Consider the following 24186-nt stretch of genomic DNA (forward strand, 5'->3'; position numbering starts at 1 on the left):
CGGACCGATGCGGGCAGCGGGCGAAGAAAGGGCCGCCACGGCCACCGGGGCAGCCGGCCCGGACGGCAGCGGCAGCCCTTCGGTCCCTTCTCCGGCCTACCTCGACGTGCTGGAATCCGAGTCGGTGCACATTCTTCGCGAGGTGGCCGGAGAATTCGAGCGACCGGTCATCCTCTTTTCCGGAGGCAAAGACTCGATCGTCGTGCTGCACCTCGCGCTGAAGGCTTTTGCGCCGGCTCCTTTGCCTTTCGTGCTGTTGCACGTGGACACCGGCCACAATTTCCCGGAAGTCATGGAGCACCGGGACCGTACCGTGGCCGTGCACAGACTCCGGTTGCGGGTCGCCTCCGTACAGCGGTACCTCGACGAGGGGCTGCTGCGCGAGCGCCCGGACGGTACCCGCAATCCGCTGCAGACGGTGCCGCTGCTGGACGCCATCGCGGCCGGCCGGCACGACGCGGTGCTCGGCGGCGCCCGGCGGGACGAGGAGAAGGCGCGCGCCAAAGAGCGGGTGTTCTCGCTGCGGGACGACTTCGGTGCGTGGGACCCCCGCCGGCAACGGCCGGAACTCTGGCAGCTGTACAACGGGCGGCACGCCCCCGGCGAACATGTGCGCGTCTTCCCGCTGTCCAACTGGACCGAACTGGACGTGTGGCACTACATCGCCCGGGAGAAGGTCGAGCTTCCGGACATCTATTTCGCCCACGACCGCACGGTGTTCCGCCGCGACGGCATGTGGCTGTCACCGGGGGAGTGGGGCGGGCCGAAGGACGGAGAGGCGATGGAGCGGCGCACGGTGCGCTTCCGGACCGTCGGCGACATGTCGTGCACCGGGGCGGTGGACTCCGACGCCCGGACGGTCGAGCAGGTCATCGCCGAGATCGCGGCGTCACGCCTGACCGAGCGGGGCGCCACCCGGGCCGACGACCGGATGTCCGAGGCCGCGATGGAGGACCGCAAGCGCGAGGGCTACTTCTGAGGTGACGCCACGCCGGCCGCCCTTCGCCGGCGGAATCGGAGGTGCTGAGGGGTATCGCCGGAGTGTCCGGCAAAAGGAGCTTCGGTGACGCATCGTCGATCGCCGGACAGCGGGGTGGCGAGAATTCACCGTACCCGGCGATGCAGGGAATGCGGCAGAACCGGAAATGCTAATGTGTGCCGATGTATTTGCACGAAGATGAGACCATGCGCATCGAACGGGCGCTGGGGCAGGCAGTGAAATCGGCGGAGCGAATCCAGGGGCGGGGCTACACGAACAATCGCCGCTGGATCGTCCGCCTGGCCCACGACCGGACCGCGTTCGTCAAACACGCCGACGACGCCGTCACCGCCGAGTGGCTGCGCAGGGAGTACGAAGTCTACGACGCGCTCCGTCTCGACGTGGTGCCACGCGTGCTCGGCTGGCACGACGACGGGGAACTGCCGGTGCTCGTCCTGGAAGACCTCTCCGACGGCGACTGGAGCCCCCCCTGGTCGAGGGGGAAGATCGACGCGGTGCTCGCGACCCTGCGGGCGGTGGCCGGACACGCGGCGCCTCCCGGGCTGCCGACGGCCCGCTCCACGCACATGGGCGAGGACAACTGGCCCGAGGTGGCGGCCGATCCGAAGCTGTTCCTCTCCCTGGGGCTGTGTTCCGCCGACTGGCTGGACCGCGCGCTCCCCGTTCTGCTCGAAGCGGCGCGCCCGGAGCGGCTGGACGGTGACAGCCTGCTGCACCTGGATGTCCGCAGCGACAACCTGTGCTTCCGCGCGGGACGGGCGTTCCTCTTCGACTGGAATCACGCCGCGGTCGGCAACGCGCAGTTCGACGTCGCCTTCTGGCTGCCGAGCCTCCGCCTGGAGGGCGGGCCGGAACCGGAAGAGGTGGCCGACGTACCGCCGGAACTGGCCGCGCTGGTGGCCGGCTTCTTCGCCGCGCGGGCCGGCCTGCCGGTGATTCCGCAAGCGCCGATGGTGCGTGACATTCAGCGACGCCAGCTCGAAGTGGCGCTGCCCTGGGCGGCCCGGGCGCTGGGACTGCCCGCGCCGGCCTGAATGAACGACCGCCACCGCCGAGGGGCCCGGGATTTCCCGTGCGGCCCCTCGGCGGAATAGGTGCTGACGGCCGGTGTGTATGACGCTTGACGCTCCGAGAGGCGCGTCGTTAGCCTGCTGGGAAATCGAGCAGGGACCACCTTCGGTGCACGCGCGGGAAGCGCGCGGCCATTCCCGTCGCACGACGGTCGGAGGGCCTGCCCGTCTGCTCGCCCGTCGATCCGGCGAATTCTGTTCTTCAGCACCGCTGCCGCCGATTCCGGCCGGACCCGCGTCCGGCCGGGCGTGATCGGTGCGGTGACGACAGAGAGGGTAACCATGCGGGTTGTCATCATCTTTCCGCACGTCGGCTACTGCACGGGATGGCGCCCGCACTTGGCGACGGAAGTCAAGAACGGTTCGACCTATCACATCGCGCAGGCGCTGACGTACCTCTACAGCATCGCGCGGCACTACACACCGGACGCCTGGGTCGTCGACTTCAACTTCGGTACGTACGAGGAGAACATGCAGCGGGTCCTGGACCACCGTCCGGACGCGGTCCTGATTTCCTCGACGGTCAACTCGTACGACAGCACGCGCCAGATCGCCCTCGACATGTCCCGGCGCTCGCCCGCGAAACTCTTCGTCGGCGGGCCGGCGGTCAGCTCCAACCACTTCCTCCGGCCGGACCTGCTCAAGCTGGAAGCCGACTGCGAGTTCGTGGTGACCAACCGCGACATCTTCGCGTGGGCGAAGCAGGTGTTCGGCCGGGCGGACGACCTGAAGTTCCGTACGTTCCGGCCGGACAACTCCTGGATCGGCGACACCTACGCGCCCGAGGTACGGGACAAGATCCGCTACACGGTCGTCACCAGCATCGGCTGCACGTACAAGTGCACCTTCTGTCTGAACCCCATGGTCTACAAGATCAATTACAAGGATCCGGAGATCCTGCGGGACGAGGTCCGCTATCTCCAGACGGAGTACGGCGCCGACGCGGTGTCCGTGGCCGACCCGTTCTTCTTCATGCGGCAGCAGCACGCCGACGAAATGATGGACGTGCTGTCGGAGGCCGGTATCGCCTGGTCGCAGCAGACGTGTCTGGTGACGCTCACCGACGAGAACCTGGACCGGATGGCCGAGACGGGCTGCCACTCCGTCCTGGTCGGAATCGAGAACTTCACCAGCAAGGAGATCGACAAGCCGGTGGAGGTGGAGAGTTTCGAGGACCGTCTCCAGTACGCCGCCGCGCGCGGCATCTCCATCAAGCCCAGCTTCATCTCCGGTCTGCTCGACATCGATTACGAGGCCGACCTCGGCCAGATCGACTACATCCGCAGCATCATCAGCCGGGGGCTCGTCCCCAATTACCACATTCAGTCGAACATCTACACGCCGTACATCCCGGACGCGCGCGACCGGCTGCTGGACATACCGTTCCGCTTCTGGGGCGTGATGCCGGTGACGGCCCAAGACGAAGATCACTGGAAAAGGAATCTCCACCTGTGCGACATGATCTACGAGTCGGTGTTTCCGGAGACGGCTCAGCGTTACCAGGAGGTCCGGGCCGAGTACCTGGACATCCTGGACCGGCAGGAGACGATGTGGCTGAGCCACCGCCCGGTTCCGCCGGTGCCGCCGGAGAAGCGCATTCACCTGCTGACCTCCGGCAAAGTACGGGCGTGACGGCCCATATCGTCTGGGACTGGAACGGCACGCTCTTCGACGACATCGACATCAGCGTCGCCGCGGCCAGCGCCGCCTGCCGGACCGTCGGCGGCGGGGACATCACGCACGAGGCGTACCGCCGGGCATTCACCCGCCCGGTGCGCAGTTTCTACGCGAGCCTGCTGGAACGGCCCTTCACCGACCTCCAGTGGAAAGCCATCGCCGAGTGCTATCACCGGACGTACCGGGATCTGCTGGACCGGGCCCGGCTGCGGGAAGGCGTCGCCGAAATCCTGGACGCCCTGGCGGGCACCGGCGTCACCCATTCCCTGCTGTCGATGGGGGAGCACGACGAGGTGGTCGCCCTGCTCGAACGAGAGGGCCTGATGTCCCGCTTCCTGGTCGCCGAGGGAATGGCCCGGCAGCAGCGCACCGAGAGCAAACAGGCCGTACTGGCACGGCACCTGGACGCCGTACGGGAGCGGCACCCGGCCGAGCTGAGCGTGGACCGGGTGCTGCTCATCGGTGACACGCTGGACGACAACGAAGCGGCCGTCGCGGTCGGCGCCTCCTGCGTGCTGCTCGCCGACGGCTCGTACGACCCGGAGAAGGCGGCGGCCTCCGCCGTACCCGTCGCCGCCGGCCTCAGTGCCGCGGCCGAACTGGGGCTGCGGGCGATCTCGGCCCGCCCGGGCCCCGTGTGACGGCCGCCGCTGGCAGTGCACGGTGCGCGGACCGCTGACATGGCACGGCCTGCGGCCGGCGCCTGACGGCAGCACCGCCGCCGCGGCCGGAGCGCGTCGCCCGCCACCCCTCCCGCCCCCGCCCCGGGGGCGGGAGGCTCCGTATCACCGACAGCGTCGTGACGAGTGGTCCGACCACGCCTGAGCGAGAGGAATCACGCCCATGAGCGTTTCCCAGCCGTACGACCATGTCGTGTTCATATCCCTGGACTGCCTGCGGAGCGACGGCGTCGGAGCCAACCCGCACAAACTCTGGCCACTGCGCTATCCCGGCCTGCGGGCCCCCGCCACACCCGTACTGGACGACCTGGCGCATTCCGGCGCCTTCTTCACCAACGTCATCGCCTCCGCGCCGTACACCTCCGCCGCCCACGCCACGGTATTCACCGGACAATATCCGGCCCGCCACGGCCTGCACGCCTTCTACGAAGGGTTCCTGCGCAGCCCGTCGGTGTTCACCCACGCCCGCCGCGCCGGCCGGCAGACCCTCATGAAGGTCGACTTCCCCGTCATTCTCGGCGACCAGCTGGGATTCACCGCGGACATCGACACCTATCTCGTCGAGGAGGACCAGAAGTTCATCGACGCGGTGCTCGCCACGGAGACGTCCCTGTCGCTGGCGCACTTCGCCGGAATGCACATGCCGTACGGCTTCCACAACCTCCGCTTCGGCGGCTCGGCCTACCAGGAGAAGATCGCCTGGATGGAGAGTCTGCTGCCCGAGGAGGTTCCCCACCAGGTCGACGAACTGAACGAGACCTATCGCACGCCGGCGGACATGGCGCTGTTCCTGCGGTACAAGCGGGCCGTCAACTACCTCTACGCCGCAGGACAGTACGACACCCTCTTCCAGATGTACCTGGACGGAATCGAGTTCTTCCTCAAGAGCCGCTTCGAGCCGTTCCTCACCCAGCTCGTCGACCGGGTACGCCAAGCGGGCAAGACGCTGCTGCTGGTCCTGTTCGGAGACCACGGCCAGCAGTTCGAGGACGACTCGTACGGCAACTTCAACTCGCTGGAGGAAGGCGTCCTCCGGATACCGCTGATCATCGCGGGCGACGGTGTCGCCCAGGGCCGGCACCTCCGGCGCATTCGCTCCGCCGACATAGCGCCCACGGTCATGGAACTGGCCGGGATCGACGTTCCCTGGCGCGGGCTCTTCGACGGGGAATCCCGCGCCGGCGTGGTACGGGGCGCGACCGCGCTCACCGAGGACGCACCGGCACTGGCCCAGGCGTACACCTCTGACGCCCGGCAATTCGTGCATTACCAAAAACGCCAGCGCGCCGGCGAGGACCCCGGCGCGCTGCCGCACGTACTTCTGGGCGAGAGTGCCTACCTGGACCGCACCAGGCTGGTCCGACTGAACTACCGCTACACCGACCAGATGAGCCGCCTGGCTCCCGACGAGCGGGTGCGGACGGAACGTTTCGACGAAAACACCATCCCGCACGTCCAGGCAGGCGCCCCCGATCCCAAACTGCTCGCCGTCCTGGACGACTACAACCGTTCCCTGGGCCCGGCCCGGAACAACGCCCCGCCCGAATCGGTACGGGAGGGCCTGCGCAGTCTCGGTTATCCGCTCTGACACCCGCGCGACGTCCACCACCGACGAGCGGTCCCCATCGACGGAAATCTCCTCCCGGTCGACGACGGCACGCCGCCTGCCGTCGACCGGGACACCTGATTCCCTCAAAGGCTTTTCCGCACTTCGTACTCAATGCTTCTTCGCGCGCTCGCCGACCACCGGGGCCGGGGCACTGTCCTCCGGAGCCTTGGTGCACAACGTCAACAGCGGTCCGGTCATGGCCGTCGTCGCGATCGCCATGATGACCATCACGGAATAGAAGGACCGGTCGATGATGCCGGCGTCCAGAGCGACAGCCACGATCACGATCTCGGTGAGTCCCCGCGTATTCATCAGCAGTGCCGTGGGCAGCGCCTCCGCATGCCCGATTCCGGAGATCCGGGCGCCCGCATACGCCCCGCCGATCTTGGACACCATCGCCGTGCAGATGACCAGCGCGATGACGGCCACGGCCGACACTCCGACCGCCGAAAGGTCGACATTCATGCCGGCCAGGACGAAGTACGGCGGCAGCATGAGCCGGCCGATCTGCCGCATGCTGCGGGGCACCGACCCCCGCAGTTCCTCCATCTCCTTGCGCGGCATGACGGCGCCGAACGCCAAGGCGCCGAAGATGAAGTGAATGCCCAGCCACTCCGTGACCGCGCACGACAGCATGAGCCCCAGAAACACGGCGGAGACGAGTCCGGCACCCGCCCGGTCCCGCCGCAGGCTCGCACGTACCGCCGACCTCAGCAACGGCCGGGCCACGACCAGCAGAACGAGATAGAGCGGCAGCAGCAATACCCGTACCTGACCCGATCCCCCCGCGTAAGCCACCACTCCCGCGAGGCATACCCAGGCGGTCAGATCGCCGACGGCGGCCGCGCCCAGGGCGAGATTGCCGACGGGCCGGCCGTTCAGCCCGCGGTCCGAAAGAATCCTGACGAGTACGGGGAGTGCCGTCACGGACATGGCGAGGGCGACGAAGAGGACGAATGCCGTACGGTTCGCAGGGGCGTACTGGTCGGCGAGCAAAAGCGCCACCGCCGCGCCCAGAGCGAGCGGACACAGGATCGACCCGATGAGCAGCCCCAGTGACCCGGTCGCCCGGCGGTACAGCATCGACAGGTCCAGTTCGTAACCGGCGGCGAACATGAAAGCCGCCAGGCCTATGTCGGCCACCGCACTGAGCAGCGGCTTCACTTCGCCGGGCAGCACGACCGCGACCAGGTCGGGAGAGAGGACCATGGGACTGGCCAAGAGGCCCGCGCAGATCTCCCCGACCACCCGCGGCTGTCCGACCAGACGCGCCAGCCAACCGAAAAGCTTCGCACAGCCGAGAACGAGTGCCAGGGCCAGAAAGAACTGCGAGAGGGTGGTTCCGCTCATATAAGCGACTCCAGGTCCGTGACGGGCGCTTGCGCAGAGTGCGAAAAGGGCCGTGCGGCGCGATCGGTCCGATACTCCGGGACTCCGGCACTCCGGGACTCCGGGGCTCCGGCACGAGGAAAAGGGAACATCGGAAGCCATGGACGGACGAGGGTGCGAGGCGCGACCTGAACGCTCACGATGCCCGGCGATTGGTCATCAGCGCGCTGCGCGCACACTCCACCGACCGCACCTCATGAGAGGCGTGACGCTTCGTAGGAGCTCTTGAACCGTTATACGGTCATCGCTGGATATACGCCAGAGTCGTCGGCGGGAGCACCCCGACGCGAAACCGGCCTGAACCCGACCCGAATCGGACAGGGCACGCCCCGCCCTTTCCCCTCATCTGATTGTTGCCGCCCGCCGGCCCCCAGCCAAGGTGGAGTTCCCCGCACATCTTCCTGCCTGACCTGGGCAAACGGAGAGGTGTAACGGATTCGGCGAGCAGACGTAAGAGACGGTGAGGGCTTCGGCCTTCGCCCACGTACCCAGGAGACGCCCCTCCATGAGCGCCACTTTCACCGTACCCGCGGCCACCGCGCAGGCCGCCGCACCGTTTCTCCCCGCGACCGCCGGGGGAAGCCGCCGTGTGCCGTCCACGCTGACCTCCACCATTCCCTCCCCGGCTTCGGACGCCGCCTACGAGGCGGCGCACGAGACGCATCGCCGGTTCCGCCACGGCGTCTACTCCGTGCAGTGTCCGACCTGCCATGTCCCGGCGGGCGAGCGGTGCTCACTCCGCCGCGCGGTGCACGCCGCACGGCGCGAGGCGTACTGGATCGCACGGCCCGGCGCTACGCTGGTGCCCCTGCTCGTGGCGGGCGCCTGAGGGTCTCCCCGCAACATGGACAGCCTCCGCCTTCTGCCCTCCGCCCCACTCGCCCATCGGCCGCGCGGCCCACTCAGCCCCTCTTCTGCCCGGTAGTGCTCTGACCGGCAAGGTTCACCGGTCCGCTGAGGGCTCCGTACGGCAACCCGCGTGTCGTCTTCCACCGGACCAGTTGCCCTGGCGGACGGTTCGATCACGGCCGGCGGTCTCCAGGGCGGTGGGCCATCGGCTCACCGGGCAGGGCGGATCGGTCCCGGCGGCGCAAGGAGTGTCAGGTCGGCGACGAGTTCGCTGAAGCGCGCCTGGCCCAGTACTTCTCGCCACGGTGCGACGGCAGCCCGGGCTGCCTGGTCGGCGGCGCGCGTAGCGGCCCAGCCGGTATCGGTCAGCCCCAGGAGGCGGGCGCGGGCATCGCGCGGGTGTGGATGCCGCTCCACGTACCCCTTTCGGACCAGCTCCTCGACCAGTTGGGCGGCGGCCTGCTTGGTCACCCCCAGATGCTCGGCCAGGTCGGCCGTGGTGGCGCCGCCCACAGAGATGCGGGCGAAGGCGAAGCCGTGTGCGGGTCGTAGGTCCTCGAATCCCTGCTGGGACACGCTGGCGTGGATCTCCTGCACCAGCTGTCCGGAGAGTGCCAGCACGAGTGCGGAGAAGGCCAGAGCGTCGTCCATGGACTTGACTATAACTCGTCAAGACGCTTGTCTACTTAGACAAGTAACTTGTCTAGAGGAAGGCCGGAGCATGCCGTTCATCCGCAGTGACGAGGCCGTCGTACACGAGATCCACGGTGGCCGTTTCGTTTCCTACGTCCGTCCGGACACCGGCAGCCGGGACCTCGCCGCCTGGCGCGTCGAGATCCCGGCCGCAATGGCGGGGCCGGCTCACACGATCAGCGATGAGGAGACCTTCTACGTTCTCACCGGTCGCCTCCGACTCACCATCAACGGTGAGAGCGCCGAACTCCGCGCAGGTGACGCGGCAGTGGCACCTGCAGGTTCCGAACTGGCGGTCGCCAACACCACCGACCAGCCCGCTCACATGTGGGTCACCACACGTGTCGGGCTCACCGCCAAGCTGGCTGACGGCAACACCATCACACCGCCCTGGGCTCACTAGTGTGCTCGTGACCGCGTAGGTTCGCCGGGTTGTTGGGTGGCGGCGGTAGCGGCAACCCATTCCTCGTTGCCCGGATCGCACGGCTCCGCGAGCATCACGCGGAACATCGCCGGGTGGTCGGGCGCGAAGCGCGCACAGGTGACGACGACCGTCGTGAGGTCGTCGGCCATTGCGGGGGACGGGGGGCGGACCGCTCGGAATCCGGGCCCGGATGCTGCTGGACGTCGTCCGTGCCGCCGTCTCACCGTCCTTCGCCGTCGCGTAAGCACGGCGTGGTTACCCGGGAGGGCAACTCCCCAGTGTCCCGGGCGGCGGGCAAGGATCGCGACGCGTATCCCTTCTGACCTTCCGTCGAAGGCGCTGCCCTGCGATCCCTTGGACGCGGTTCAGGCGGTGGCGGTGCGCCAGATCTGTACCAGGCAAAACTGATCCTGCCCGCTCAGCGCGGCTTCCTGGCCGGTCGGCGTGGCCAGCACGTCGGAACACCCCCGCAGGGGAGAGGTGAAAGGGCCCGCGTCGGGGTTGAAGACCCACTGCCACCGCATCCGGTACGTTCCCGGCGACGGCAACACCAGCGGAATCTCCGTCAGCCCGCCGTCGACGGTCTGCAGCCCGAGCTCGCCCTCGGGAAGGTCCACCTCGACCTCCTCACACCCCGCCCACGGACCGGGCGGCAGCGCCGGTGCGGTGGTCCACGACTCCAGCCGTATCACCGTCGTGACCACCTCCGAGGGCACCTGCAGATACACCAGGCCCGGCCCCGGAAGCAGCCACTTCGCTCTGTCCGCTTCGTCATCGAACGTCTCCGCACCCATGGTCGTGTCGACCAGCCCGAACAGTCGGTAGCTCGCTGTCACCGTCGTATTGCAGGAATCCAGCAACCTACCCATCAAGCACCTCGCACATCAGGAGAGATCCGCTCAGCGGCGGCCCTCAGCCGGGCCATGAACGCATGGATACAGAGGGGACTTCGCCTCGGAGAGCCACGATGAAGCCCCGAGTAACTCTAGTAACTCGGCATAGCGCCCCGCCTCCGTGGTGTCCGGTCACGGAGCCTCCGCAAAAACCGTTGGGCGGACCACCCCGGCCACTGCTACGTTTCCGTCGACCGTGCGAGAGAACGAGGAGGTGGTACCCGTGAACGCAGTATCGACATGGGTGCTCCCCTCCGGGGTCACGGTCGGGCGATAGGTCGTCCGGGAGCGCCGTTCACGAGCCCTCCCGAAAGGTACGGCCATGCACTTCACTTCCGCACAGCGTCTCGACGACGGTGTCCTCGAACGCGAATTCACCCTCGGCGAGATTCCCGGCACCCTGTGGACGCCGGAGTCCGCCGCACCGGCTCCGCTGATCCTGATGGCCCACAACAACGGCCTGCCCAGGGCGGCAGCCCGGCTGGTGGCCCGGGCCCGGCACACCGCGGCGTACGGCTACGCGGTGGCCGCCGTCGACGCACCCGGGTGCGGTGACCGGCCCCGTTCCGCCGCTGACGAGCAGGTTCGCGCCGACCTGCGCCGGGCGATGCAGGCAGGAGAGCCGGTTGACGACATCTTCGAGTCCTTCATCGGCCCGCTGGTGGAAAGGGCGGTTCCGGAATGGCGGGCCACCCTGGACGCCCTGCTTGCGCTGCCGGAGATCGGTGGCCCGGTCGGGTACTCGGGGTGGACCGCCGTCGGCATTCGGCTGGCGGCGGTCGAGCCGCGCATCGCGGCCGCCGGTTTCTTCGCCGGGGGTTACGTGCCCCGCGCCCAGCGCGAGGAGGCCCGGCAGGTCACCATTCCGCTGCTGTTCCTGCTGCAGTGGGACGACGAAGGGAACCCCCGGCAGCGGGCCCTGGATCTGTTCGACGCTTTCGGCAGCAAGGAGAAGACGCTGCACGCCAATATGGGCGGGCACACCGGCACGCCGTGGTTCGAGGTGGAGGACGGGGGGCGGTTCTTCGGCCGGCACCTGAAGTGAGGCCGGGCTGTCAGACCGACAGCAGACGGTAAGCGGTGCGGGTCGGGGGCTGTCCGTCGAGGCCGGGTCCTGGCTTTCACCGTCCCGGGCTCCTGCCGACCCGGCAGGAGCCCGGGCTGTCGTGAGTCGCCGGTCCGCGAACGGACGTCTCACGGCGTACCGTTGTCAGGCGCTGATCGGAATGCGGAGCACCTGGCCCGGCACGATCACGTCGGGGTCCGTGACCTGATCCGGGTTCGCCCGGACGATGCGCTGGTACTGGGACGGGTCTCCGTAGAACGCCTTGGAGATGGACGACAAGGTGTCACCTTTCACCACCTTGTGCTCGCGGTACCCGTAATAGCCGCGGACGATACGCGGCCCGTAAATCACCGGCACGGACACGAGGTTGATCTCGCTGCCGTCCTTCGGGCTGACCTCGAAGACCTGGACGATCAGGCGGTCGAGCCGGAAAGCGGCCTGCCCGACATCGGCCTGGACCTGGAACTGCCCGTGCTCCCCGGAGCCGCCCCCGACATCGAAGTGGCCGCTGACCTCGTCGTGCCCGTCGCCGACGCGGTACTGCAGCGTGGCCTCGAAGCCGGTGCCGATACCGCTGATCAGTACCGGGTTGCCGACCAGGTCGAGCTTGCGTGGTTGATCGATGCGGTTCGTCATGGAACCTCCTCGGCCGAAGGCTGTCGGGCGGTACTCTCGGGACCGGGGCCACCGGCGTCAAGCCGGTGCTCCGCCGGGGAGCGGAAAGGCGCCACCCGGGCCGCGGAGAAAGCGCCGGAGCGAAGTCGGCGGCGAGGGGGCCGTGGCCGGCCGGTGATCTCACCCCCGAGTGATCTTGCCCAGCTCGTAGAGGACCCCGCCTATGATGCCGAGTCCGAACCACTTGAACATGTTCGGAGGGAAGTCCCCGGTGCGACCGGTCTCCACGGCCGACTGCACGACTCTCACGAGTTCCATGCCGAACATCGCCGTGCCGAGCAGCATGACGACGAAGCCCACCAACATGACGAATCCGCCGAACTCACGCAAGGCGCTTCCCCCTGTTCCCACTCGAAGCTTCGGCCGCCGGGTGGCAAGGACCGGCTACCCGGCGGCGAAGAGCCGGTCGAAAGCCGCCTGGACGGCGGTGACACCGGCTGCCAGCGCGCCGACGTCCCCCAGCGCGTCGGCGACGGTCTGAACGCGGCGCCGCAGCCGGCCCTGCCGGGGCTGCGCCTGGCCGGCCTCCGACTCGGCCTGGGCCAGGCTCTGCTCGGCGTCCTGTGCCGCATCCGGCTCCAGCGCCCCGGGCCGCTCGGCGATCAGCGCGGCGAGGTCGCGACGTAGGGCCGCCACTGCTTGCAACAGCTCTTGTTGGGCGGGCAGTGGTTCGGCGGACGACGGGCCCGCGGGATGTGCCTGGTAGAGGGTCGCCTGCGCATCGGGACCGCCGGCGACGGGACCGTACTGCGTACCGCCGCTGATCTGAACGCCTTCGTTGCGGGGGGCATGTGGCCCGTCCGGCGTCATGGTTGTCTCCTCGGCGAGCTGCCTGCGGTTTCCGTGGTCAGGTGGCACGGGTCCCGGACCGAGCACCCACGCGGGGCTGCGGCGGAGTGACCCGTGCCCGGGCGCCCGGGCCGCCCGCGATGGGGCCGTGCTGGGTGCCGCCGTTGATCTGCGTTCCGTTGTTGATGTTGTTGTTGACGATGTTCTGTGCCTGCTGTTCGAAGGCGCTGACGTCGTAGCCGCGCTCCTTGAGCAGGGTGAGCACCGCGGTCTGGGCGCGCACCCAGACCGTGCTCAAAAAGCGCTCCACGTCGGCTTCCTGGAAGACGTTCTGGAACTGCTCCTCCGCACCCAACTCGCGCACGCTGATGGCCGGAGCGTGGTTGACGGCATAGCCGTCGCGGACCAGCCGGCGGTAGCGGCCGCGGTTGCGCATGGCCCGGGCGGCGGACGCCCACGTACCGAAGATCTGGCCGATGGCGGAGCCCATGTCCCGGCCCAGCCCCCAGGCCGCCTGTCCCATCACCGCCGGCCCGTCGGCCAAGAGATCGAGGGGGGCGAACGAGTCGACGGCCCGGTACGCGACGGCTGTCGGTGGCAGCAGGTAAGGCTGCCACTCCAGGTGCAGCACCTTGCCTTGAGTGATGGCCCGTACCAGTACGGTGGTGACGACCTCCTCCTGCCAGCTGCCGACCCGGATCGTCAAGAAGTGCCGAAGACGCTCGTGCCCGAACAGGTCCAGTGCGCCGGCCCAGCGATGGTCCAGCCGCACCGCGCCATTGGTGCCAGGCACCGGAACCGACATGCCGCCGAGCCAGTCAGCGGCCGGTCCGCGGCGCAGCCCGGGACGGAATACCCGGTCACCGACGGTCAGCCGGTGCAGGGCATCGCCCGGGTACTCGCGGCCCCGGCCGAGGTCCAGAACCGCGGCGTTGATCGCCTGATGCAGTATCGCGGCGTTGATCGGCCGAGGCACCACCGGCTCTCCGTCACTCTTCCTGGCGGGGACGAGCTCCAGGACGATCGCCCAGTCCTCCAGCGGCACACCGAGGCCGACCAGGGGCGCGTGGTCGCGGTACAGCAGCTCGGGGCCGTTCTGCTGGCTGCGCAGAGCGGCGTAGACCGGCTGGAGGGACGGGATGCGGGTCCTGACCGCGGCGGCACGGCCGGACAGCGGGCCGTCGCGGTCGCCGAGCAGGAACAGTGTCCGGCAGCGCCAGACGACCCCGACCACCCACAGCATGAACAGGATGGCGATGTACGCCGCCAGCCCGGGAGCCGTGACGGTGAACGGCATGTCTGCGGGCAGGCGCGGTAGCACTTCGCGCTCGAAGAGCGTGCGCCCGTTCTGCGTCGGCACCCAGACGGACACCAGGAACCCGGCCAGTACCACGGCGGCGGCCAACTGGCCTGCGGCACCCAGCGTGCGCCGCGCGGACGAGCGGGCGCGCACCGTCTCGTCGGGCGGGACGACGGTCGCCGCACTGGCGCCCGCTCCGACGAGCCGCAGCAGCGCCACCGTGAGGAGGGCCGGCAGCGTGGCGCTCCCGTGCCCGGAGAGTACGCCGAACGCCAGTACGCCCAGCATCGCCAGCCCCGCCAGGAACGGTGCACGCCGGGCCCGCAGGCACTCGTGGAGCACGCGTGTCAGATCGGTGCCGGGCGACGGCGCAGGCACTCGGTAGGGGTGCTCGACCAGCTCCGCGATGACGGCGTCGCGAAACGTACGGTCCAGATAGCCGGCGGCGCACAGGTAGCGGGTCGCGGTTCCGCGCGGAGGCCCGGCGTGGTGCTCGATCAGCTGCCGTGAGGGAGCCGGCGGCTCGGGCGGCCGACGGGGCCGGGGTGGTACGGCAGGTGTCGGCGGCCCGGTGGAGGGGCCGGGCAGGTCGGAACTCATCGCGAACCCCCGTTCGCGCGCTGATGCGCCTACCGCTGATTACAGCAGGTGATCTGCCGCCGGGTAAGGGGCAGGGGGAGGGGATCAAGGCCCGTTCGGAGCACCGGCCGTAGCCGGAACTTCAGGTGCGGCACCCGGGGCGCCGGGGACCCAGTTGCCGTGGAAGCCTGCCGGAATACGGACCGGCACGTGGACCTCGGCGACCGGGGCCGCGCCGAGGTCGGCGGCGTCCAGGACAGCCAGGTAGCTGGTGCCGCGGGAGCGGTCGTGGGCGAAGGTCAGGAGATATCCGTCGTCTTCCTGGCCGGGTTCCTGGCCGGTTTGCTGGCCGGAGGTGGTGGGGGAGCGGGGGACGAAGACGGGCTCGCCGCAGGTGTGCCCGGTGGGGAAGCGGTGGGTGCTGCGCCGGGCGCCGTGGGTCAGGTCGTACTTGTAGACCTCGGTCTGCCGGGGTTCGGCGTCGAGGGTGAAGCCGGCGGTGTAGCCGTAGCGGTGCGGCAGACCGATGGCGGTGTCGGCGATGCGGGGGTATTCGCTGGGGGTGTCGTCCAGCGGGGTCTCGGTGACCTTGCCGGTGGCCAGGTGGAGTATCCACCGGTGCAGGGTGGGCAGGCCACCGCTGAGGTCCTGTGGCCCCTGACGCCACAGGGCCGGGACGCGGGTGCCGGTGAGGGTGATCGTCCCGTCGGTCTCGAAGGCGTTCATCGTGTGCCAGACGTAGCAGGGAGCGATGTCGAACCACCGTACGCGGACAGCTTCCCCGGTCCGGGGCAGGATGCCGAAGCGGGCGTGGTGTCCGTCGTCCCACCGCCAGGGCGGTCCGCCCGCGGCTGCGCGGTCGGCGTCGAAGACGACCGGCAGGTCCATGAAGAGGACGTGGTGGGCGGTGAGGGCGAAGTCGTGCATCATGACCGCCCGCGGCAGGTCCACGGTCTGCTTCTGGAGCACTTCGCCCGCTGCGGAGGCCCGGTAGTAGGTCAGGTACGGCGGCCGGAGGCGGTAGCCGAAGAAGTGCAGCTCTCCGGTGAGGGGACAGGTCTTGGGATGAGCGGTCATGGGGGTGGTGAGCGCCCCGTCGAAGGTGAAGACCCCGAGGGTCGCCAGGTCGGGAGTGACCTCGTAGGGGAAGCCGCCTTCTTCGAGGGCGAAGAGCCGGCCGGCATGGGCGATCAGGTGGGTGTTGGCCGTGGTGACGCGGTAGTCGATCCGTGAGGTGGCCGGGTCGAAGGCGAGGGCGAAGCGGGAGGCGCCCGGCTGTGCGTGCAGCGGGGTGCGCACGTAGCGGTTGCGGTACCAGGTGGCGTGGCCGTCCGCCAGCGCGATGGTGTGGAGCATGCCGTCGCCGGCGAAGAAGTGGGGCGACCAGCCGCTGCGCGGGTTGGGCCCGTTGCGGAAGAACTGGCCGCACAGTTCCTTGGGCACGGTGCCGGTCACCTCGCTCGGCCGGTGGGTGACCTCGGCCGCGACCGGCGCGTTGTTGCCCGAGAGGTGCAGGGGTGTGGGTGGAGAGGTGGGGGTGGGAGAACCCGTTGGCGTCGTCATCTGCGGTCTCCTGCCGTGGGGCGTTTCTGCCGTGGGGTACGGCAGCCAGGTTCCCGCAGTCGGCATCCCGACGGCAGTCTTGTTCTTTCGGCACGCGTCAGCCGCCGTCCTCGTGAAGTGGTTGCTCCGCGGCAGCTACGCCATGGCGGCCACCCCGGCCCGGCGTGCCTGACGGGCCCCACAAGTCCACACGGGCCCCGACGGGTTCAGTCAGCGCCACGCCCCCGACAGGCGCCTGGTGACGACCGCGCTGAGCGTGCGCACGCCCCGCGTCGAGCCCGGGTCGATGCCGGTGAGTTCCCGTACCCGGCGGAGGCGGTAGTCCAGGGTGCGGGTGTGGACGTTGAGGGCGGTCGCCGTGGTGCCGCGGTGCATGTCGTGGCGGTAGTACGCGTCGAGGGTGACGAGCAGGTCGGGGCCGGAGTCCAGTCGTCGGGCCACGTCGCACAGCCAGGCGTCGACGAACGGCACGTCCACGACGGTGAGTTCGACGAACACATCGGCCAGGGTGTGCGGCCGGAGCCGGGCGGAGGCCCGGCGCAGCGGAGCCGCCCGGCTGATCCGCCGGGCCCGGTCGAGGGCGTCGGCCAGTTCGGGCGGCGGTGCGGTGGCGGTGCCGACGGCGCAGGGCCGGCCGAGGGCCAGGGCGAAGTCCTGTACGAGGTCGGACACGTGGTCGGGGGCCAGGTCGGGCAAGAGCTCGGAAACGGCGTGCGGCGGTACGGATTCCGCTCTCGCCGGACCGGAAATCAAAGGAACCAAAACGATCAGCTCGCCGCTTCCGTCGCCGTTTTCCGGGCCCCACATGACAGGCACCTGGTGACTTCTCACCAGAGTCTCGATCTCGTTTTCCAGGAAACGATCAGTGGCGGGACGGACCGGCATGCGGAACACCGTCACCACCCAGCAATCCGGCAGCTCCATGTCGACGGCCGCGGCGAGTTCCGCCGCTATGGGATCCCCGTTCAACAGTGAACGGGTCAACAGGGCTACTTGTTCGACGTAGCGCATCCGGCGGCGCAGTACCCGTACGAATCCCTGGCAGTAGGCGCCGATGCCGCGTTCGCCCTGCGGGGCGAACCAGTTCATGAAGCGCATGACTTCTTCGAGACCGCCGCCACGCTGGGCCTCGGTCACCTCGTTGATCTCGCGCAGCATGAGCGCGGCGTGCAGCCCCAGGACCCGCTGCCGTGCGTCGAGCGACATCCCCGCACCGGCTCGCAGCTCCCCCATCGACGCGATGTAGTCGAGATCGCCGTCGGTCAACTCGTTGTTCTGCGGCGACAGGTCCACGGTTCGCTCCCGGAGCCACAGTGCGTGCTCCAGCGTCCGGGCCCGGGCCCGGGAGTCCTTCTCCAGGAACCCGAGCTCCGGGATCTCGCGCGCGTACACCTCGACCTCCCGGCGGGCGTTGGCCGAAGCCTGCCGGGCGAGTTCGACGAAGAGGCTGCCCACGGACACGAGCATGCCCGTCCGGACGAACCGGCCGACAGGCGGGATCCGGACGGTGTTCAGTACTGCGCACAAATCGGCGGCAAGTACGCGACCAGGCTTTTGTCACAGCGCGCAAAATTCCCGGATCGGGGCGTTCTCATCACCTCTTCCGCTTGTGGAGGAGCCGTGAAGCAGTCTTAATGAGAACCGCATGTACGCCCGTGGGGGAGGACCGCGACAGTCATTCCGGGCGCTACTCAGGAATGATTCCGGTCAGTAGTACGGGAGTACGGGCGGGCGTGAAAGGAATCTCAGCCAGCACCGCAACATGACGTTCGCTCAATCTGGAGGGATGCTCCGATGAAAGCAAGCACGCGCAAGAAAATAGTGGCGACCATGGTTGCCCTGGGCACATCGGTGACGCTCATGCTCGGCACGTCGGGCACCGGTACGGCGGCGCCCGCCGCCCCCAGCCTGCGTGCGTACGGAATCACCGGCGACGGCACCCTGATGGCCGCGTTCAAGACCGACCGGCCGCAGGTCCTCGACTGGGTCAGGGCCGTCGAGGGCCTCGTCGGCGACACGAGCCTGATCGGCATCGACTTCCGGGTGCAGGACGGCCTGCTGTACGGGGTCGGCAACAAGGGCGGCATCTACACGATCAAGATCCCGACGGGTGACGGGGACGTCCAGGTCACCAAGGTGTCCCAGCTTCAGTACGACTTGCGCGGCACGGCCTTCGGTGTCGACTTCAACCCGGCGGCCGACCGGCTCCGCGTGATCAGCGACAACGGGCAGAACCTGCGGCACAACCTCAACAATCACACGACCGTCCAGGACCAGAACCTCAACTTCCCGGGGGAGGAGGGCGCGGCCAAGGGCGTCACCGCCGCCGCGTACACGAACAACGACCGCAGTGCGGCCACCGCGACGGCCCTGGCCGACGTCGACACGACCAACGACCAGATCGTCCTCCAGTCCCCGGCCAACAGCGGCATGCTCGCCCCGACCGGCAAGCTCGGCGTCAACGCCGGTCTCAAGGCCGGCCTGGACATCTACAGCACCCTGTCCGACGGGCAGACGGTCGACAACGCCGCCTTCGCCTCCCTCACCCCGAACGGCGCCGTCAATCCGTCGCTCTACAGCGTGAATGTCCTCACCGGCCAGGCCACCCCGATCAGGCAGTTCCCGCTGAACATCACGGACCTGGCCGTCTCCCTCACCGGCAGCTGATCCTGCCGGTCCTGCCTGCGCCGCGGCCCGGCCACCACCGGACCGCGGCGCGTGACCGCTGCGGGCACCGACGTCGCCGTCGGTGCCCGCAACAGCGCCCCGCAGGAACCAGCCGGACGCGACGCCGAACCGCCGTGGACCTCAGTCCGCGTGGCTCACGCGAAGAAGTTCCAGTTGCCTTCGACCGGCAGCGGGTAGCCGCTGTCGGTCTTGTCGCTGACCAGGTCGTACCGGACGTACTGGTCGTCCTTGAACAGGTACACCTTGTCGGTGTCGAGCACGGAGTTGACGGCCGCGTCGATGCCCCGCTGGAAGTTCTCCGGCAGTCCGCGCCAGCCGCGCAGGATGGGCGTCGGGCCGCCCAGCAGCTTGTCGTTCACCACGTCGTAGCGGACGTACAGGTCGTCCTTGAAGAACCAGCTGACGTTCGGGCTGCTCTGGTGGTTGACGGCCGCGTCGACGCCGAGCTGGAAGTCGGGCGGCAGCCCCTTCCATCCCTCCGCGATGCTGATCGGGTAGCCCGGTTCGACCTTGTCGGAGTCCAGGTCGTAGCGGACGTACTGGCTGTCCTTGAAGAGGTACACGACGTTCGGCTGGTCCCGGCGGTTGAGCGCGGCGTCGATGCTGCGCCCGAAGCTGTCCACCAGACCGGGCCAGTTGCCCTCGATGAGCTTGGGGTACCCGTCGAACCCGTGGTTCTCCTTCATGTCGTAGCGCACGTAGGAGTTGTCCTTGAGGACCCACGTAATGGGGTCGTTGCCCTTGGCCCTCACCACGGCGTCGACGCACCGGCAGAAGGAACCCGGTGCAGCGGTCTGCTCTGCCACGTTCCACACCCTTTCGCAGTCGTCGGGTCTGGTTGACGCCTGCCGGCCGGCGGCTGTTCGAGCTCGTGCCTGTCACCCTGCCAGCCCACTACGGTCGTGTCACGGCACCCCCGCGCATCGGCTCATTCCTCTCCACATCGCCATTCAGTTCGCGCCATACCGTATTCCTCTGCACTCCCATTCCGTCCCGGCTGTCACCCACACACCTCGAAATTCATCGCGAAACTTCGGGGAAGTGGATGCAGATAGTCAGCGAGAGGCGGGGGTGATTTCATCCGCAGACTGTTGTGTGTGTACGCGAGCCGGAATTTGATTCAGAGAAGTAGCATCAGCTTGGCAGCGGGAAAGTGATCGAGTAATAGCGGCTCGTACGGCTCGACGCCCGGGGCCCTTGGCCGTGTCGGCAGCCCCCGGGTACATCATGGACGCACCGGCCGCCGCACCATCAGCGGTGCTTGGCCGGCAGACTCCTCGGGGGCCACATCGTGAGTGGAAAGGGAAACTGTGCGGCCGACGGCGCCACGCGCGCCTCGCAGCCGCTGAGCACCGGTGCAGCTGTGGGCGTCACGGTCGCCCTGCTGGTGCTTGCCAACCTGGTCAACAGCCGATGGGCGCCGTCATTCGGGGTACTGACGGCCGTCGTGGTCAGTGCACTGCTGCTGGGGGTGCTGTTCCTGGCCGGTGGCACGTGGGCGGATGCGGGGCTGGATGCTGCGACGCGCAAGCGCGGTGCCTGCTGGGCGATGGTGCTGATCGGGTTGGTCGGCGTGGGGTATGCGGTGGCGGCGCTGTTGCCGGTCACCCGGGGGCTGTTCGCGGACGAGCGGTACGGCGGGCTGTCCGGCGGCCAGGTGGCGTTGCGCGTCCTGGTCACGGTGCCGGTCGGTACGGTGCTGCTGGAGGAGGTCGCCTTCCGGGGTGTGCTGTACGGCCTGGTGTGCCGGGCCCGGGGCGCCGTGTGGGCGACGGTCGTGTCGAGTGTGCTGTTCGGGTTGTGGCACGTCCTGCCGTCGCTGGGGCTGGCGGCTGACAAGCCCGCGCTGACGCCGCTGTTCGGCCGATCCGCGCTCGGTGCGGCGGCCGCCGTGGTGGCGGCGGTGCTGTTCACCGGGGCGGCGGGCGTGCTCTTCTGCGAGCTGCGCCGCCGTAGCGGGAGTCTGCTGGCGCCCATGGGTCTGCATTGGGCGGTCAACGCGTTCGGCTACCTGGTGGGCTTTCTGCTGCGGTGACCGGGCGGGGGCGGGGTGGATTCCGTACCGATCGCAGACGCGTGTCGTACGCGGTCACTTCTCGGCCGCGATGATGTCCTTGAGGCGGCCGAGATCCCGCGCGGTGACGTCCGGGGGCCGCAGGACGGCGTTCCACGCGTCCACGTACTCGGTCGTGTAGGTGTGGCCATGGCCTCTCGGGACGTCGGCGGCGAACGGAAGGTCCGCGGTGACCTGCCAGAACGTCACGAGCGGCAGCCACACCATCTGCTCCAGCACGTCGTCGCCCGGGTGCTGGCCGATCCAGTCGGGTTCGCTGTAGACGAGGTGCGGGCTCCACCAGACGATCGGGTCGGACGGGTGCATGAGGTACAGGACGCGGCTGCCGTTCCAGGGCCGGTCCGCCGGCGGGATCTTCGCGGCCGGATCGTTGGCGAACCGGACGGTCCGACCGTCCTTGTAGACGGGTTGCACCTCGGGGCTGCCGGCGTCACGGTGATCGCTGAACTCCCGGAACAGCGTGTTGAACGCCGGCGGACCGGCGAACAGGGTGCCCGCGGTGCGGTTGCGCAGATCGTACTCCCCGCTGAAAGCGGTCTCGCCGCCGAAGGACCCCAGGCTCTCCCCGGCGACGAACAGCCGGGGGCGCCGGTCGGGCGGCAGTTTCGACCAGCTGTCGTACACGGCGTCGAAGAGGGCGCGGCCCGCCTCGCGGGCCTTGGACTGGTCGACCAGGTAGGAGAGCCACGACGGGAGGTAGGAGTACTGGGTCGCGATCGTGGCGGAGTCGCTGCCGGTGAGGTACTCGAAAGAGTCCACCGCGGCGGGGTCGACCCAGCCGCTGCCGGTCGTCGTCATCACGAGCAGGTTCTTGCGCTGGAAGCCGCCCTGCCGGGTCAGGTCGGCGACCGCCTGGGCGGCACGGGACTCGGCGTCGTCGGACGACGCCAGTCCGGCGTAGGACCGGATCGGTTCCTTCGCCGGACGGCCGGTGAACTCTCCGATGGCGGACACCGACGGGCCGGTGCCGGTGAAGTTGCGGCCTTGCAGGCCCAACGAGTCCCACGGTACGAGCGAGCCGGGCCCGCCCGAACGCAGGGTCGTCGTGGGCCGGTGCGTCCCTTCCTCGGTCGTCGTGTCGCGGAGCGAGAAGCTCTGGTTGGCGAGGCCGACGAGGCCGTCGAGCAGTACTCCGGTGACGATCGCCCAGACAAGGGCGGCGACCGCGGTCCAGCCGACGGCGGACGCGGCGCGTGGCCCGATCCAGTGCCTGAGCAGGCGCACGAGCCGGCGGTACAGGCCGCGGACGCCGCGCGCGGTCAGGAGGAGGAGACCGAAGACCAGCGCCGCGACGAGGGGAGAGGCCACGGCGAGCGGGACGTTGTAGTCGGTCACCCCCATCAGCCGGCGGATCTCGTACTGCCAGTACTGCCCGAAGCCGAAGAAGAGCCCGAAGAGGATGACGGCGCTGATGAGGAAGCCGGTCCAGGACCTGCGCCGCGGGGGGCGCGATTCCCGGTCGGCGAACGCGCGCCCCACCCGCGCGACGAGCACCCCGGCCGCGTAGCCGAGGGCCGCGTTGATACCGCAGATCAGGCCCTGCAGGATGCCGCCGCGCGGGAGCAGCGACGGGGTGAACGACAGGCAGGCGAACAGGAGCGCACCCCAGCATCCGGGGAGGGTGACGGACCACGGTCTCCGGCGACCACGGGGTCGCGGTGCCGGGCCGGGGCTTTCGGCCGCTGCCGAGGTGTCCGCAGGAGGGGGCGGGCCGCCCGGTGAGTCCGATGCGTCTCCCGCCATGGCTACCTCCGTCCGTAAGACCCCACTGGGACAGCACAGCGACCGTTTCCCACCCTGGAGGTCAGTGCAGGACCTTGCTCTTCGCCTGCTGGAACTCGGCGTCCGAGATGTCGCCGCGCTCCCTGAGCTGGGACAGCTTCGTCAGCTCGTCCGCCTGGGTGGCGCGGGGCGCGTCCTTCGCCGCGGTCCGGCGTACGTACGTGTCGAATGCCTCCTGCTGGGCCTGTGCCCTGCTCACTTCGCGACGGCCCATGCCGCGTCCCCGGACGAGGACGTAGACGAAGACACCGAGGAACGGCAGCACGATGACAAAGATGATCCAGCCCGCCTTGGCCCATCCGTTCAGCCGGTCGTCGCGGAAGACGTCGCCGATGACACGGAAGAGCAGGAAGAACCACAGCATCCACATGAAGAGCCAGAACGTGGTCCAGAAAACGCCGAGCAGCGGGTAGTCGTACGCGAGCGTGACGGAACCGCTCATGGTCCTCTCCTTCCATACCTCGCTCGTTCTGCCCTGCCTCGCACCGTTCCGCCGGAACGGTGCGGCCGGGCACACCGGCGGTGGTGTCCCGAGCGGGCTTTGCGGTGCGCAAGAGCGTGCGCGGGCTCGTCCCGTCGAGGCGGGCGTCCGGCGTACGGATCTTCAGTGAAGGGGTCCTGGGCCCGACGGCTGCCGACACTAGAGCCGCCGCGCGCGGGGAGCCATAGCAGGACGGGCCAATAGCAGGACGGGCCGGAAGACGGCGGTGTGCCGATCTTCATGGAGTTCCCCGTTCTCACGAGAGGTTCTGCCGGGGACCGGTCCCTTCCGATGTCTTGTCCTCCGGCTTGTCCTCGAACCGCGCGGCGGTTGCGAGCAGCTCCGCGGCGATGGGGGCGAGGGCCTCTTCGGTGAGGAAACCCTCGGCGACGGGCACGCCTCCCTGTTCGCGGACCGCGCGCCGCAGCTTCCTCGCCCAGCGGTGTTCGAGCAGCAGGAAACCTGCTGTGGTGCCTGGTTCCAGGGCGTCGGCGAGTTCCCGGACCTCGTCCGTGGTGAGGCCGAAGGGGCGCCCCGGGGCCAGGGAGGGGAAAGCGGCTTCCGCTCCCCGCAGGCTGCCCGGGCTCAGTCCGAGCAGCGCGCTGACCGTGTCGCCCATGCCTTCCGCCTGATAGCCGACGGAGACGAGGTCACCGTCGGCCTGCTTCTGTACGATCAGCAGGTCCAGCACGAGGATCTGGCCGGCGGCCGTGAGGTCGTCCAGCTCCTCGGCGATCCGCCCCTCGAACGTCGTGTCCGGGCCGAACGCGATCGTCAACAGCTGTATGGGGCCGGTCTCGGTCGTCATGCGGTCTCCCTCTGTAGAGGCTCCCCGCCATTCAGCAACGGGCACGGTGGGACGGCATCCCCCGTAGGAGGTGAGTACACGGCGCGCGGCGGCTCCA

At 69.0% G+C, this 24186-nt stretch carries 23 protein-coding genes; 10 read left to right on the forward strand and 13 right to left on the reverse strand.

Annotated features, from left to right (window positions below):
* Positions 1-7 precede the first annotated feature (7 nt).
* The 5 genes from cysD (at position 8) to OEIGOIKO_RS39700 (ending at position 6015) form a co-directional block, all read left to right on the forward strand.
* Positions 8-979, forward strand: a complete 972-nt coding sequence (cysD, locus tag OEIGOIKO_RS39680) for a sulfate adenylyltransferase subunit CysD (RefSeq protein ID WP_125058117.1) — start codon at positions 8-10, stop codon at positions 977-979.
* Between the two features lie 206 nt (positions 980-1185).
* Positions 1186-2034: an aminoglycoside phosphotransferase family protein gene (locus OEIGOIKO_RS39685; RefSeq protein ID WP_125058118.1), complete on the forward strand. Its 849-nt coding sequence runs from the start codon at positions 1186-1188 to the stop codon at positions 2032-2034.
* A 318-nt stretch (positions 2035-2352) separates the two neighbouring features.
* Positions 2353-3702, forward strand: a complete 1350-nt coding sequence (locus tag OEIGOIKO_RS39690) for a B12-binding domain-containing radical SAM protein (RefSeq protein ID WP_125058119.1) — start codon at positions 2353-2355, stop codon at positions 3700-3702.
* The gene (locus OEIGOIKO_RS41985; RefSeq protein ID WP_170251990.1) at positions 3699-4388 is read left to right on the forward strand and encodes an HAD family hydrolase; all 690 of its coding nucleotides are present in this window, start codon (positions 3699-3701) and stop codon (positions 4386-4388) included. Before OEIGOIKO_RS39690 ends, OEIGOIKO_RS41985 begins: the two co-directional genes overlap by 4 nt.
* Positions 4389-4590: 202 nt before the next feature.
* Positions 4591-6015 (forward strand): sulfatase-like hydrolase/transferase, encoded by a 1425-nt coding sequence (locus tag OEIGOIKO_RS39700; protein WP_125058120.1) that lies wholly within the window; start codon positions 4591-4593, stop codon positions 6013-6015.
* Positions 6016-6144: 129 nt separating this feature from the next.
* Here OEIGOIKO_RS39700 and OEIGOIKO_RS39705 read toward each other — a convergent pair whose 3' ends face one another.
* A complete protein-coding gene (locus tag OEIGOIKO_RS39705; RefSeq protein ID WP_170251991.1) occupies positions 6145-7386 on the reverse strand; it encodes a cation:proton antiporter in 1242 nt (413 codons plus the stop codon).
* A gap of 544 nt (positions 7387-7930) precedes the next feature.
* Between OEIGOIKO_RS39705 and OEIGOIKO_RS39710 the strand changes: the two genes are divergently transcribed.
* Positions 7931-8254, forward strand: a complete 324-nt coding sequence (locus OEIGOIKO_RS39710) for a hypothetical protein (RefSeq protein WP_125058122.1) — start codon at positions 7931-7933, stop codon at positions 8252-8254.
* Between the two features lie 230 nt (positions 8255-8484).
* Here the strand turns inward: OEIGOIKO_RS39710 and OEIGOIKO_RS39715 are convergent, their stop codons facing one another.
* Positions 8485-8925 carry a MarR family winged helix-turn-helix transcriptional regulator gene (locus OEIGOIKO_RS39715; RefSeq protein WP_125058123.1) on the reverse strand — a complete coding sequence of 147 codons (441 nt, stop codon included), beginning with the start codon at positions 8923-8925 and terminating at the stop codon, positions 8485-8487.
* A 70-nt stretch (positions 8926-8995) separates the two neighbouring features.
* On the opposite strand from OEIGOIKO_RS39715, the gene OEIGOIKO_RS39720 reads away from it, so the two are divergent.
* The gene (locus OEIGOIKO_RS39720; RefSeq protein ID WP_125058124.1) at positions 8996-9370 is read left to right on the forward strand and encodes a cupin domain-containing protein; all 375 of its coding nucleotides are present in this window, start codon (positions 8996-8998) and stop codon (positions 9368-9370) included.
* A gap of 386 nt (positions 9371-9756) precedes the next feature.
* Here the strand turns inward: OEIGOIKO_RS39720 and OEIGOIKO_RS39730 are convergent, their stop codons facing one another.
* Positions 9757-10227: a hypothetical protein gene (locus OEIGOIKO_RS39730; protein WP_246177891.1), complete on the reverse strand. Its 471-nt coding sequence runs from the start codon at positions 10225-10227 to the stop codon at positions 9757-9759.
* Positions 10228-10606: 379 nt separating this feature from the next.
* On the opposite strand from OEIGOIKO_RS39730, the gene OEIGOIKO_RS39735 reads away from it, so the two are divergent.
* Positions 10607-11329, forward strand: coding sequence for a dienelactone hydrolase family protein (locus OEIGOIKO_RS39735; RefSeq protein ID WP_125058126.1), 723 nt, complete (start codon positions 10607-10609; stop codon positions 11327-11329).
* A gap of 165 nt (positions 11330-11494) precedes the next feature.
* Here OEIGOIKO_RS39735 and OEIGOIKO_RS39740 read toward each other — a convergent pair whose 3' ends face one another.
* The 6 genes from OEIGOIKO_RS39740 to OEIGOIKO_RS39765 all read right to left on the reverse strand — a co-directional run bounded on the left by OEIGOIKO_RS39740 (position 11495) and on the right by OEIGOIKO_RS39765 (position 17711).
* Positions 11495-11986 carry a Gmad2 immunoglobulin-like domain-containing protein gene (locus OEIGOIKO_RS39740; protein WP_125058127.1) on the reverse strand — a complete coding sequence of 164 codons (492 nt, stop codon included), beginning with the start codon at positions 11984-11986 and terminating at the stop codon, positions 11495-11497.
* 159 nt (positions 11987-12145) lie between these two features.
* On the reverse strand, positions 12146-12331 hold the full coding sequence (locus OEIGOIKO_RS39745) for a hypothetical protein (protein ID WP_125058128.1): 186 nt from the start codon (positions 12329-12331) through the stop codon (positions 12146-12148).
* Between the two features lie 78 nt (positions 12332-12409).
* A complete protein-coding gene (locus OEIGOIKO_RS39750) occupies positions 12410-12835 on the reverse strand; it encodes a DUF5955 family protein (RefSeq protein WP_125058129.1) in 426 nt (141 codons plus the stop codon).
* Positions 12836-12872: 37 nt separating this feature from the next.
* Positions 12873-14714 carry a hypothetical protein gene (locus OEIGOIKO_RS39755; protein WP_125058130.1) on the reverse strand — a complete coding sequence of 614 codons (1842 nt, stop codon included), beginning with the start codon at positions 14712-14714 and terminating at the stop codon, positions 12873-12875.
* An 84-nt stretch (positions 14715-14798) separates the two neighbouring features.
* Positions 14799-16256 (reverse strand): carotenoid oxygenase family protein, encoded by a 1458-nt coding sequence (locus OEIGOIKO_RS39760; RefSeq protein ID WP_125058131.1) that lies wholly within the window; start codon positions 16254-16256, stop codon positions 14799-14801.
* A 210-nt stretch (positions 16257-16466) separates the two neighbouring features.
* Entirely contained in the window at positions 16467-17711 is a 1245-nt protein-coding gene (locus tag OEIGOIKO_RS39765; protein ID WP_246177892.1) for a PucR family transcriptional regulator, read from the reverse strand.
* 339 nt (positions 17712-18050) lie between these two features.
* Here OEIGOIKO_RS39765 and OEIGOIKO_RS39770 point away from each other — a divergent pair, with 339 nt between their 5' ends.
* Positions 18051-18923, forward strand: a complete 873-nt coding sequence (locus tag OEIGOIKO_RS39770; protein WP_174857273.1) for a DUF4394 domain-containing protein — start codon at positions 18051-18053, stop codon at positions 18921-18923.
* A 155-nt stretch (positions 18924-19078) separates the two neighbouring features.
* Here the strand turns inward: OEIGOIKO_RS39770 and OEIGOIKO_RS39775 are convergent, their stop codons facing one another.
* The gene (locus OEIGOIKO_RS39775; protein WP_125058133.1) at positions 19079-19750 is read right to left on the reverse strand and encodes a hemopexin repeat-containing protein; all 672 of its coding nucleotides are present in this window, start codon (positions 19748-19750) and stop codon (positions 19079-19081) included.
* 485 nt (positions 19751-20235) lie between these two features.
* Between OEIGOIKO_RS39775 and OEIGOIKO_RS39780 the strand changes: the two genes are divergently transcribed.
* Positions 20236-20979: a CPBP family intramembrane glutamic endopeptidase gene (locus OEIGOIKO_RS39780; protein WP_246177893.1), complete on the forward strand. Its 744-nt coding sequence runs from the start codon at positions 20236-20238 to the stop codon at positions 20977-20979.
* 54 nt (positions 20980-21033) lie between these two features.
* On the opposite strand, the gene OEIGOIKO_RS39785 is transcribed toward OEIGOIKO_RS39780, so the two are convergent.
* The 3 genes from OEIGOIKO_RS39785 to OEIGOIKO_RS39795 form a co-directional block, all read right to left on the reverse strand.
* The gene (locus OEIGOIKO_RS39785) at positions 21034-22761 is read right to left on the reverse strand and encodes an alpha/beta hydrolase (protein ID WP_174857274.1); all 1728 of its coding nucleotides are present in this window, start codon (positions 22759-22761) and stop codon (positions 21034-21036) included.
* A gap of 61 nt (positions 22762-22822) precedes the next feature.
* Entirely contained in the window at positions 22823-23242 is a 420-nt protein-coding gene (locus OEIGOIKO_RS39790; RefSeq protein ID WP_125058134.1) for an SHOCT domain-containing protein, read from the reverse strand.
* A gap of 295 nt (positions 23243-23537) precedes the next feature.
* On the reverse strand, positions 23538-24089 hold the full coding sequence (locus tag OEIGOIKO_RS39795) for a DUF1269 domain-containing protein (protein WP_125058135.1): 552 nt from the start codon (positions 24087-24089) through the stop codon (positions 23538-23540).
* Positions 24090-24186: the final 97 nt, after the last annotated feature.

The organism is Streptomyces paromomycinus (genome assembly GCF_003865155.1).
GTDB classification, from domain to species: domain Bacteria; phylum Actinomycetota; class Actinomycetes; order Streptomycetales; family Streptomycetaceae; genus Streptomyces; species Streptomyces chrestomyceticus.

What these genes read in the sequence shown, in the direction of transcription:
- cysD (WP_125058117.1), top strand. Translation starts at nt 8, where the DNA reads ATGCGGGCAGCGGGCGAAGAAAGGGCCGCCACGGCCACCGGGGCAGCC.
- OEIGOIKO_RS39685 (WP_125058118.1), top strand. Translation starts at nt 1,186, where the DNA reads ATGCGCATCGAACGGGCGCTGGGGCAGGCAGTGAAATCGGCGGAGCGA.
- OEIGOIKO_RS39690 (WP_125058119.1), top strand. Translation starts at nt 2,353, where the DNA reads ATGCGGGTTGTCATCATCTTTCCGCACGTCGGCTACTGCACGGGATGG.
- OEIGOIKO_RS39700 (WP_125058120.1), top strand. Translation starts at nt 4,591, where the DNA reads ATGAGCGTTTCCCAGCCGTACGACCATGTCGTGTTCATATCCCTGGAC.
- OEIGOIKO_RS39705 (WP_170251991.1), bottom strand. Translation starts at nt 7,386, where the DNA reads ATGAGCGGAACCACCCTCTCGCAGTTCTTTCTGGCCCTGGCACTCGTT.
- OEIGOIKO_RS39710 (WP_125058122.1), top strand. Translation starts at nt 7,931, where the DNA reads ATGAGCGCCACTTTCACCGTACCCGCGGCCACCGCGCAGGCCGCCGCA.
- OEIGOIKO_RS39715 (WP_125058123.1), bottom strand. Translation starts at nt 8,925, where the DNA reads ATGGACGACGCTCTGGCCTTCTCCGCACTCGTGCTGGCACTCTCCGGA.
- OEIGOIKO_RS39720 (WP_125058124.1), top strand. Translation starts at nt 8,996, where the DNA reads ATGCCGTTCATCCGCAGTGACGAGGCCGTCGTACACGAGATCCACGGT.
- OEIGOIKO_RS39735 (WP_125058126.1), top strand. Translation starts at nt 10,607, where the DNA reads ATGCACTTCACTTCCGCACAGCGTCTCGACGACGGTGTCCTCGAACGC.
- OEIGOIKO_RS39740 (WP_125058127.1), bottom strand. Translation starts at nt 11,986, where the DNA reads ATGACGAACCGCATCGATCAACCACGCAAGCTCGACCTGGTCGGCAAC.
- OEIGOIKO_RS39745 (WP_125058128.1), bottom strand. Translation starts at nt 12,331, where the DNA reads ATGTTGGTGGGCTTCGTCGTCATGCTGCTCGGCACGGCGATGTTCGGC.
- OEIGOIKO_RS39750 (WP_125058129.1), bottom strand. Translation starts at nt 12,835, where the DNA reads ATGACGCCGGACGGGCCACATGCCCCCCGCAACGAAGGCGTTCAGATC.
- OEIGOIKO_RS39755 (WP_125058130.1), bottom strand. Translation starts at nt 14,714, where the DNA reads ATGAGTTCCGACCTGCCCGGCCCCTCCACCGGGCCGCCGACACCTGCC.
- OEIGOIKO_RS39760 (WP_125058131.1), bottom strand. Translation starts at nt 16,256, where the DNA reads ATGACGACGCCAACGGGTTCTCCCACCCCCACCTCTCCACCCACACCC.
- OEIGOIKO_RS39770 (WP_174857273.1), top strand. Translation starts at nt 18,051, where the DNA reads ATGAAAGCAAGCACGCGCAAGAAAATAGTGGCGACCATGGTTGCCCTG.
- OEIGOIKO_RS39785 (WP_174857274.1), bottom strand. Translation starts at nt 22,761, where the DNA reads ATGGCGGGAGACGCATCGGACTCACCGGGCGGCCCGCCCCCTCCTGCG.
- OEIGOIKO_RS39790 (WP_125058134.1), bottom strand. Translation starts at nt 23,242, where the DNA reads ATGAGCGGTTCCGTCACGCTCGCGTACGACTACCCGCTGCTCGGCGTT.
- OEIGOIKO_RS39795 (WP_125058135.1), bottom strand. Translation starts at nt 24,089, where the DNA reads ATGACGACCGAGACCGGCCCCATACAGCTGTTGACGATCGCGTTCGGC.